Origin of the sequence: Kitasatospora sp. NPDC004745 (assembly GCF_042873275.1) — a bacterium.
Lineage (GTDB): Bacteria > Actinomycetota > Actinomycetes > Streptomycetales > Streptomycetaceae > Kitasatospora.
On sequence record NZ_JBIALK010000049.1, the window covers coordinates 17,808 to 27,733 of the forward strand.

Genomic DNA, 9,926 nt, shown 5'->3' on the forward strand with positions numbered 1-9,926 from the left:
CTCAGACTCGCTCTCCGTACGTGCCAAGGATCAGGATGGCGTTGTTGCCGGCGAAGGCACTGGAGTTGTTCTCCACGATCCGGACCTCGGCGTCGACGGCCTGGTTGGGCACGACGTCCAGCGGGCAGTCCGGGTCGGTCTCCAGGTGGTTGATGGTCGGCGGGATGAACTGGTGCTCGATGGCGAGGCCGCAGGCGATCGCGCCGAGCGCGCTGGCCGCGCCCATCGAGTGGCCGAGCATCGACTTCACCGCGACGGTGCGCGGCGGGGCGTCGCCGTACACGTCGAGGATGGCCGCCGACTCGGTCTTGTCGTTGGCCTTGGTGCCGGTGCCGTGCGCGGAGATGAAGTCGATCTCGTCCCGTTCGACGCCGGCGTCGTCCAGCGCGAGCCGGATGCCGCGGGCGATGCCGTCCCGGTTGGGCGCGGTCGGGTGCGCGGCGTCGCAGCTGAGGCCGTAGCCGAGCACCTCGGCGTAGATGTGCGCGCCGCGGGCGAGGGCGGACTCCAGGCTCTCCAGGACGAGGATGCCCGCACCCTCGCCGGTCAGGATGCCCTGGCGGTTCCTGTCGAACGGGCGGACCACGTCCGGGGTGAGCGCGCCGAAGCGCTTGAACAGGGCGAAGGCCTTGCGGCAGACAGCGTCCGCGCCGCCGCACAGGGCGATGTCGACCTCGCCGGAGCGGATCGCGTCCAGGCCGTAGCCGATCGAGTAGTTGCCGGCCGCGCAGGCGGTGGTGATGGTGGTCGGCTCGACGTTCGGCATCCGCAGCTCGCGGGCGATGGCGGTGGTCAGCCGGCCGGCGTTGATCCGGCGGGACAGCACCGGGTCCATGGCCTCCGGGTCGCCGGCCGCGAGCTCCTGCTCGACCAGCACGCCGATGTCGTGGCCCTCGCCGTCGGTGGTGCCGACGCTGATGACGGCCTGGCGCTCGCCGAGGTCGGCCTCGGTGAGCCCGGCGTCCTCCACGGCCATCCGGGCGGCGGCGACGGCGAACTGCCCGGCCCGGCCCACGTCCTCGAGCGGGACGTTGCGGATCCAGCGCTCCGGCTCGAAGTCCGGGACCTCGCAGGCGACGTTCTGGCCGAAGCCCTCGGTGTCGAAGCGGGTGATCGGCCGCGCACCGGAGCGCCCGGCCCGCAGCCCCGCGGTGTACTCCTCGACCCCCGTGCCGATGCTGGAGATCGCCCCGAGGCCGGTGAGGACGACCCTGCGGCGGTCGGCCGGCACGCCGCCCCGGGGTGCCGCTGGTGACTGTGCGGTGGACATGGGACTCCTTAAGCAGTGGGATGCCTGCGAGCGGGGGTTCCGGTGCCGGAACCCGCCCCGATCACCAGCCGGCGGCCGCCGCGGTCACCTGGTAGGTGGCCTCCACGTTGACCATCTTCGGCAGCTCGTTCATGTCGATGACGATGGAGTACTCCATCTCCAGCGCGCTCAGCACGTCGATCAGCTTGAGCGAGTCGGCGCCCAGCTCGTCGACGAACAGCGCGGTGTCGGCGAACTCGGTGTGCACGTCGATGTTCTCGGCGACGATCTCGCGGATCCGGGTGAGACGCTCCGGCGCAACCGTGGTCATGCTCGTTCCTCCGTCTGTCCAGGGGCCCTGAAGTGGCTTCCGAGTAGGAACGTAGTCAGCCCCGATGACGGGTCGATGACGTCCAACTGACCGCTCACTGACGGGTCCTGTCGGGGGGTGGAAGGCCAGGTCGCAGGGGGTGCCGGGGGGCAAAACGACCGCCCGCCGCACCCTCGGGCCAGGGCCCTGGTGGGTGCGGCGGGCGGCGGTGGCGCGGCCGTTCGGACGCGCGGTGGCGGTGGGCCGGTCAGCCCTGCTGCTGCAGGCTGAGCGGTCGCATGTCGGTCCAGTTGGTCTCGATGTGGGTGACGGCGGTGGCCCGGTCGGTGGCCTCCAGGGCGACCGTCCAGCCCTCGGGCACCGCGGCGAAGGACGGCCACAGGGAGTGCTGCCCCTCCTCGTTGACGAGGACGAGGAAGGTGCCGTCTTCGCGGTCAAAGGGGTTCGCCATGACTGTTCTCCAGCTCTCGGGAAGGTCTCGGGATCTCGGGCGTGCCGGGTTGATCGGGCGTCAGGTGGTCGGGTCGGCGGCCAGGGCGGCGAGGGCGCGTTCGACGGCGGTGCCGATCGCCGCCGCCGGGGCGGGCTGCAGCATCTGCTGGTGTCCGCAGTCCACGTCGTGCGCGAGGACGGCGGAACCGACGTACGGCTCCCAGCCCTTGACCTTGAGGGCGCGTTCCTCCGGGGTGGGCCGGTCCTCGCCGCCGGCCGCGACGAAGAGCGTCATCGGGCAGCCGTCGAAGCGGGTGGGCGTGAACCGCTGGAACAGCTCCAGGTTGTTCCGCATGACGTCCAGCAGCCGTTCCAGCGTACCCGGTTCGAGCGCGGCGAGGGGGCCCCCGGTGCGGGCCAGGTGCGCGGCGACGTCCTGCGGGGTGAGCCGGTGCAGGCCGGTGGCGTCGACGCCGGCCTCGGCGAGGAAGTCGGCGAGGAACTCCGCGTCGCTCGGCCGGGCGTCCGGTGCGTCGTCCGGGTAGGCGTCCAGGTTGGCCAGGAACGCCACCCGCTCCCCGGCGGCCTGCAGCCGGACGGCCATCTCGTGGGCGACGACCCCGCCGTAGGACCAGCCGAGCAGGTGGTACGGCCCGTGCGGCTGGACGGCCCGGACCCTGGCCAGGTACTCCTCGGCGACGTCCCCCAGGTCGGTCGGCAGCGGGCCGTCCCCGGACAGACCGCGGGCCTGCAGCCCGTAGACCGGCTGGTCCGGGTCCAGGTGCTCGGCGAGCGCGGCGAACGGGATCGCGAAGCCGAGGCCGCCGTGCACGCAGAACAGCGGCGGGCGCCCGCCGGCGGCCCGGATCGGCAGGACGGGGCCGAGCAGGTCGACCGCGCCGCCCCCGGCGGCGCCGGCGGCCAGCGCCTCCAGGGTGCGGTGCTCGAAGACCGCGCCGAGGCTGATCGGCAGCCCCGCCAGGGTGGCCGCGTTGACCAGCCGGATCGCCTTCAGGCTGTCCCCGCCGAGCGCGAAGAAGGAGTCGTCCGGGCCGACCGGGGCGATCCCGAGGACCTCCTCGACGGCCGCGCAGAGCAGCCGCTCCGGCCCGGTGCGGGGCGCCTGCGGGGCGCGTGCCGCGGGGGCGGGGGCGGGCAGCGCCCTGACGTCCAGCTTGCCGTTGGCGTTCAGCGGCAGTTCGGGCAGCACCGTGTAGGCGTCCGGGACCATGTAGCCGGGCAGCGAGCGGGCCAGGTGGCTGCGCAGCGCGGCCTGGTCCGGCTCCGGTCGGCCGTCGGCGGGCACCAGGTAGGCGACCAGGCGGCGCTGGCCGGCCGGGTCGGCGGGGGCCAGGACGGCGGCCCGGGCGACGTCCGGGTGGTCGGCCAGCAGCCGCTCGATCTCGCCGAGTTCGATCCGGTAGCCGCGGATCTTGACCTGCTGGTCGGCGCGGCCGACGTACTCGATCCGGCCGTTGCGGTCCCAGCGGACGAGGTCGCCGGTGCGGTACATCCGGGCGCCGCCCGGCTCGAACGGGCAGGCGACGAAGCGGTCGGCGGTCAGCGCGGGCCGGTTCAGGTAGCCGCGGGCCAGGCCCGCGCCGGCCAGGTAGAGCTCGCCGACCACGCCGCGCGGCACCGGCCGCAGCGCCCCGTCCAGGACGTACGCGGTGGTGTCGCCGATCGGCAGGCCGATCGGGACGGTGCCGTCGGCCCGGCCGAGGTCCTGGCCGGTGGCGAAGGTGGTCACCTCGGTGGGGCCGTACACGTGGAACACGGTGGTGTCCGGCAGGGCGGCCCGCAGCCGGTCCAGGTGGTCGCGGGAGTGGGCCTCGCCGCCGGTCAGCAGCGCGCGCAGCGGGGCCAGGGCGCGCGGCCGGGTGTCGGCGAGGGTGTTGACGAACTGGGTGGTGAGGAAGGCGACGGTCACCCCGGCCCGGGCCGTGAACTCCTCCAGTGCCTGCGGGTCGGCCGGGCCGGGCGGGTGGATCGCCAGCCGGGCGCCGTGGGCGAGCGCGCCCCAGATCTCGAAGGTGGAGGCGTCGAAGGCGACCGGCGCGAAGTAGAGGAAGGTGTCCTGCGCGGTCGGCGCCAGTTCGGGCAGGCCCAGCACCAGGCGGACGGCGGCGCGGTGCGGGACGGCGACGCCCTTGGGCTTGCCGGTGGAGCCGGAGGTGTGGATGACGTACAGCAGGTCGTCGGGGTCGATCGGCACGGCGGGCACCGGGGTGCCGGGCAGGGCGGCCAGTTCGGCCGCGGTGGCCGGCTCGTCCAGGACCAGCCGGGTCACCCCCGCGGGCAGCTCGCGATCGGCCAGCGAGCGCTCGGTGAGCAGCAGCCGGACGCCGCCGTCGGTGAGCATGTCGCCGACCCGCTCGTCGGGGTGGGACGGGTCGATCGGCAGGTAGGCGGCGCCGGTGCGGGCGATCGCCAGCAGGGCGGTGACCACGGCCGGGCCGCGCTCCAGGCGCAGGGCCACCAGGTCGCCCCGGCGGGCGCCGCGGGCGGTCAGCAGGCGGGCCAGCCGGTTGGCCCCGGCGTCCAGCTCCGCGTAGGTGGTGCGGCGCAGCTCGCCGGGGCGGCCGGGCTCGGCGTGGACCAGGGCGACCGCGTCCGGCGCGGCCGCGATCCGCTCGTCGACCAGGGCGGTGAGGGTGGTGCGCGGGGTGCCGGCCCGGTGGGTGCCGAGGGCGAGCAGCTCCGCCTCCTCCGCGGGCGCGAGCAGCTCCAGCCGGGAGAGCGGTTCGGCGGGCGCGGCGAGGGCGGCGGCGAGCAGCCGCAGGTAGGCCTCGGTGATCCGGCGGGCGGTGGCGCGCTCGAACAGGTCGGTGCGGTACTCGACGGCCAGCGCGAGCGCGCCGTCGGCCTGCTCGGTGAGCTGGAAGAAGAGGTCCCACTTGGCGGTCCGGACCGGGACGGGCTGCTCGGTGACGACGAGCTCCGGGTCGGCGGCGGGCGCCGGGGCGGGGCCGGCCTGCTGGAAGCCGAGCATCACCTGGAACAGCGGGTGGCGGGCCATCGAGCGCTCGGGGTTGAGCACCTCGACCAGCTTCTCGAAGGGCACGTCCTGGTGCTGGTGGGCGGCCAGGTCGTAGGCCCGGACCCGTTCGGCCAGCTCGCGCAGGCCCGGGTCGCCGGAGGTGTCGGTGCGCAGCACCAGGGTGTTGACGAACATGCCGACCAGGTCGTCGAGCCGTTCGTCGGTGCGGCCGGCGATCGGGCTGCCGAGCGGGATGTCGGTGCCCGCGCCGAGCCGGGTGAGCAGGGCGGCCAGCCCGGCCCGCAGCAGCATGAAGGGGCTGACGCCCCAGGCGGCGGCCAGTCGGTGCAGTTCCTCGACGAGCTGCGGCGGGACGGCGGTGCGCACGACGTCGCCGCGGTGGTCGGCCCGGGTGCCGCGCGGGTGGTCGTAGGGCAGCGCCAGCTCCTCCGGCAGGCCCTTCAGGGTCTCCGTCCAGTGGCCGAGCTGGCGGGCGAGTTCGCTCGCCGGGTCGGTCTCGGAGCCCAGCAGCTCGCGCTGCCACAGCGCGTAGTCGGCGTACTGGACGGGCAGCGGCGGCAGTTCGGCGGGGCGGCCGGAGCGGCGGGCGCGGTAGTACGCGGTGAGGTCGCGGGCGAGCGGGGCGAGCGACCAGCCGTCACCGGCGATGTGGTGCAGGACGAGGGTCAGCACGTGCTCGTCCGGGCCGAGGGCGAACAGCCGGGCGCGCAGCGGGAGTCCGTGCTCCAGGTCGAAGCCGCGGGCGGCCTCGGCGGCGAGCGCCTCCGGCAGTCCGGCCTCGGTGACCTCGGTGACCGGGAGCGGGACGACGGCCTCGGCCGGTGCGAGCACCCGCTGTTCGGCGGGTCCGGCACCGGCGCCGGATACGGGGGTGGAACCGGCGCCGGTGGTCTGGGGGGTCCCCTCAGGGGAGGCGGGCAGCTGCGGGAAGACGGTCCGCAGTGCCTCGTGGCGGGCCACCACGTCCTGCAGGGCGTCCTGCAGGGCGGCGGTGTCCAGCCGGCCGGTCAGCCGGATCGCCAGCGGGATGCCGTACAGCCCGCCGGGCGCGCCCAGGTGCTCGACGAACCAGAGCCGCTGCTGCGCGTGGGACAGCGGCAGCACCGCCGGGCGCGGGCCCGCGGTGAGCGGTGGCCGGCCGGGCGCGGCGGCGCCGAGCCGTTCGGCGAGGCGGGCGGGGGAGGGGGCCTCGAAGAGGTCCCGGACCTGGAGTTCGGCGCCGAGTCCGGCGCGGACCCGGTTGACGATCCGGGTGGCCAGCAGTGAGTGGCCGCCGAGGGTGAAGAAGTCGTCGTCGGCGCCGACCCGGTCGAGGCCGAGCACCTCGGCGAAGACGCCGCAGAGCAGCTCCTCCTCGCGGCCGCGCGGGGCGCGGGCCGAGGTGGCGTAGGCGGGCGCGGGCAGGGCGCGGCGGTCGAGCTTGCCGTTGGCCGTGAGCGGCAGCGCGGCGAGCGGGACGACGGCCGCCGGGACCATGTACTCGGGCAGCCGCTCGGCGGCGAACTCCCGCAGCCCGGCCGGGTCGGCGCCGTCGCGCAGCACCACGTAGCCGACCAGCCGCTGGTCGCCGGGCCGGTCCTCGCGGGCGACCACGGCGGCCTCGGCGACCGCCGGGTGCCGGCCGAGGACGGTGGCGATCTCGCCCAGCTCGATGCGGAAGCCGCGCAGCTGGACCTGTTCGTCGGCGCGGCCCAGGTACTCCAGGGTGCCGTCGGCGCGCCAGCGGCCGAGGTCGCCGGTGCGGTACATCCGGGTGCCGCCGGGCTCGAACGGGCAGGCGACGAACCGGGCCGCGGTGAGGTCGGGGCGGTTCAGGTAGCCGCGGGCCAGGCCCGGGCCGCTGATGTAGAGCTCGCCGGGCACCCCGGCGGGGACGGGCTGCAGGGCCCCGTCGAGCAGGTAGACCCGCAGGTCGGGGATGCCGCGCCCGATCACGCTCCCGCCGCCGCCGGCCGCGGTCGCGGCGTCCAGCTCCTGGTGGGAGACGTGCACCGTGGTCTCGGTGATGCCGTACATGTTGACCAGACGGGGCGCGTCGTCGGGGTGGCGGGCGTACCAGTCGGCGAGCTTGCCGACGTCCAGGGCCTCGCCGCCGAACACCACGGTGCGCAGGGCGAGCGGGCGCGGGCGCTCGGCGTCGGCCCGGATCAGCTGGTAGAAGGCGGAGGGCGTCTGGTTGAGGACGGTCACCCGTTCCTCGGCGAGCAGGTCCAGGAAGGCGTCCGGGGAGCGCGACACGTCGTACGGGACGACGACCAGCCGGCCGCCGCGCAGCAGCGCGCCCCACAGCTCCCAGACGGTGAAGTCGAAGGCGATGGAGTGGAACAGGGTCCAGACGTCGCCGGGGCCGAAGCCGAACCAGCCGTCGGTGGACTCCAGCAGCCGCGCCACGTTCTGGTGCGGCACCACCACGCCCTTGGGGCGGCCGGTGGAGCCGGAGGTGTAGATGACGTAGGCCGGGTCGTCGGGGGTGGCCGCGGTCTCCGGCGCGGTGGCCGGGCGGGCGGCCAGGTCGGCCGCGGTCTCCGGGGCGTCCAGGTCGACGCGCGGCACGTCCGCGGCCTCGGGCAGCTCGGGCAGCACGCCCGCGGCGGTGAGCAGCAGGACGGGTCGGGCGTCGCCCAGGGTGTAGCCGATCCGGTCGGCCGGGTGGCCGGGCTCCAGCGGCAGGTAGGCCGCGCCGGCCTTGAGGACGGCGAGGACGGCGACGACCAGCTCGGCGCCGCGCGGCAGCGCGACGGCGACGAGGCTCCCGGGGCCGGCGCCGCGGGCGGCGATCAGGTGGGCGAGCCGGTTGGCCCGCTCGTCCAGCTCGCGGTAGCGCAGGGCGGTGCCGGGCGCGGTGACCGCGACGGCGTCGGGGGTGCGGGCGGCCTGCTCGGCGAACAGCTCCTGGACGGTGGCGCGCCGGGCGGGCTGCCGGGGCGCGGTGGCGGCGCCGCTCCACTCCTGGAGGATGCGGTCCAGTTCGGCGGGTTCGGGCGCGCCGAGCCGGGCGAGCGGGGTCCGAGGGGCGTCCGCGACCTGCTCCAGGACGCGGAGCAGCCGGTCCAGGACCTTCGTGGCGCAGGCCTCCGGGTCCTCGGCGAAGGCCGAGGCGCGGTAGGCGAGCTGGAGGTCCAGCCGCTCCCCGGGGAAGACGGTGAGGCTCAGCGGGTAGTGGGTGGCCGAGAGCATCCGGGCGGCGCTGACGGTGCCCCCGGACTCGCGGAACAGCGCGGCCTCGTCCAGCGGGTAGCTCTGGAAGGCGAGGACGGTGTCGAACAGCTCGCCCTGGACGCCGGAGGCGGCCTGCGCCTCGGCGAGCGGCAGGTGCTCGTGCGGCATCATCGCGAGCTGCTGGCCGGCCAGGGCGGTGAAGAGCTCGTCCGCCCGCTGGTCCGGGCGGAGGTCGGCGCGCACCGGCAGGGTGTTGGCGAACAGCCCGATCATCGACTCGACGTCCGGGACCTCGGCCGGGCGGCCGGAGGTGACGGCGCCGAACACCACGTCCTCGCGGCCGGTGAGCCGGCCGAGCAGCAGTGCCCAGCAGCCCTGGACCACGGTGTTCAGGGTCAGGCCCCGGCCGCGGGCCCAGCCGGAGAGCGCCGCGGTGCGCTCCGGTGACAGGAACCGCCGGACGAAGGAGGGCAGTTCGGGCTCCCGCCCGGGAGCGGCCGCGGGCAGCGCCCGGACCGGCCCGTCGAGGCCGTCGAGCAGTCCGGCCCAGGCCGCCCGCGCGGCGTCCCGGTCGCGGCCGTTCAGCCAGGTCAGGAACGAGCGGTACGGCGCGGGCGCGGGCAGGGCGGCCGCGGTCGCGGCGTCGCCGAGCTGCATCAGCTCGCGGACGGCCAGCGGGAAGGACCAGCCGTCCATGACGATGTGGTGCACCGACCAGAGGAACCGGTGGTGCCCCTCGCCGAGCCGGATCAGGCTGAACCGCATCAGCGGCGGCCTGGCCAGGTCGAAGCGGCGCTGCCGGTCCTCGGCCGCCAGCCGCTGCGCCGCGGCCTCCCGCTCCCCCTCGGGCAGCCCGGTGAGGTCGTGCAGCCGCCACTCGGGCGCGACCTCGGTCTCCTTGAGGACGACCTGGACGGGCTCGCCGGTCTTGCGGTTGCGGAAGCAGGCCCGCAGGTTGGGGTGCCGGCGCAGCAGGGCCGCGGAGGCCTCGCGCAGCCGGGCGGCGAGCTGCTCGCCGTCACCGGCGTTCGGTCCGTCGATCTCGGCGACGAACTGGAGGGTGTACGGGTCGGGCGAGGCCTGGTCGTACGAGGACAGGAAGAGCAGCCCCTGCTGCAGGGGGGAGAGCGGAAGTACTTCGCTGATCTTCGACCCGGGTCTGGGGGCGGTCGTCACGAAAGTTCCTCATTCAACTCGAATTCCAGATCGGCCAGTTCCTCGTCGGACAGGGCGATCAGACTGCTTCCGGACTCCATCGGGGCGGTCTCGGCGGCGTCCTCCGCGAGCTCCTCGGCGACCTGTGCGAGGGCGGCCGCGGTCTTGTGCGTGAAGATGTCGCGGGTGGTGAGGGTGAGACCGGCCCGCCGGGCGCGGCTGACGACCTGGATGGAGCGGATGCTGTCGCCGCCGAGGGCGAAGAAGTCCTCGTCGATGCCGACCCGCCCGGTGCCGAGCACCTCGGCCAGGATCTCGGTGAGCACCTGCTCGCGCTCGTTGCGCGGGGCCCGGGCCTCCGCGAGCTCCCCCAGGTCGGGCTCCGGCAGGGCCTTGCGGTCGAGCTTGCCGTTCGGGGTGAGGGGCATGGCGTCCAGGACGAGCCAGGAGGCCGGGATCATGTAGCCGGGCAGCAGCTCGGCCAGGGCGCGGTTGATCCGCTCCGGGTCGACGCCGGGGCCGGTGAGGTAGCCGACGAGGCGGGGGTTGCCGGAGGCGTCGGGGAGGACGGCGACGGCGGCGTCGGCGACGGTGTCGAG

5 protein-coding genes are annotated in these 9,926 nt (G+C 75.4%); all 5 read right to left on the minus strand.

Features of this window, described 5'->3' with window-relative positions; all coding sequences use genetic code 11:
* Window position 1: 1 nt before the first annotated feature.
* Entirely contained in the window at window positions 2-1,270 is a 1,269-nt protein-coding gene (locus ACFYUY_RS39175; protein WP_387908158.1) for a beta-ketoacyl-[acyl-carrier-protein] synthase family protein, read from the minus strand.
* A 61-nt stretch (window positions 1,271-1,331) separates the two neighbouring features.
* Window positions 1,332-1,580, minus strand: coding sequence for an acyl carrier protein (locus ACFYUY_RS39180; protein WP_360221102.1), 249 nt, complete (start codon window positions 1,578-1,580; stop codon window positions 1,332-1,334).
* Window positions 1,581-1,827: 247 nt separating this feature from the next.
* Window positions 1,828-2,031 carry an MbtH family protein gene (locus tag ACFYUY_RS39185; RefSeq protein WP_360221105.1) on the minus strand — a complete coding sequence of 68 codons (204 nt, stop codon included), beginning with the start codon at window positions 2,029-2,031 and terminating at the stop codon, window positions 1,828-1,830.
* A 60-nt stretch (window positions 2,032-2,091) separates the two neighbouring features.
* Window positions 2,092-9,348, minus strand: a complete 7,257-nt coding sequence (locus ACFYUY_RS39190) for an amino acid adenylation domain-containing protein (RefSeq protein WP_387908162.1) — start codon at window positions 9,346-9,348, stop codon at window positions 2,092-2,094.
* Window positions 9,345-9,926: phosphopantetheine-binding protein (locus ACFYUY_RS39195; protein ID WP_387908165.1), on the minus strand; the 582-nt coding region annotated here is incomplete at its 5' end. The genes ACFYUY_RS39190 and ACFYUY_RS39195, both read right to left, overlap by 4 nt.

Bases quoted from the DNA above. Each gene is read 5' to 3' on its own strand.
- ACFYUY_RS39175 (WP_387908158.1), bottom strand. From the start codon at position 1,270: ATGTCCACCGCACAGTCACCAGCGGCACCCCGGGGCGGCGTGCCGGCC.
- ACFYUY_RS39185 (WP_360221105.1), bottom strand. From the start codon at position 2,031: ATGGCGAACCCCTTTGACCGCGAAGACGGCACCTTCCTCGTCCTCGTC.
- ACFYUY_RS39180 (WP_360221102.1), bottom strand. From the start codon at position 1,580: ATGACCACGGTTGCGCCGGAGCGTCTCACCCGGATCCGCGAGATCGTC.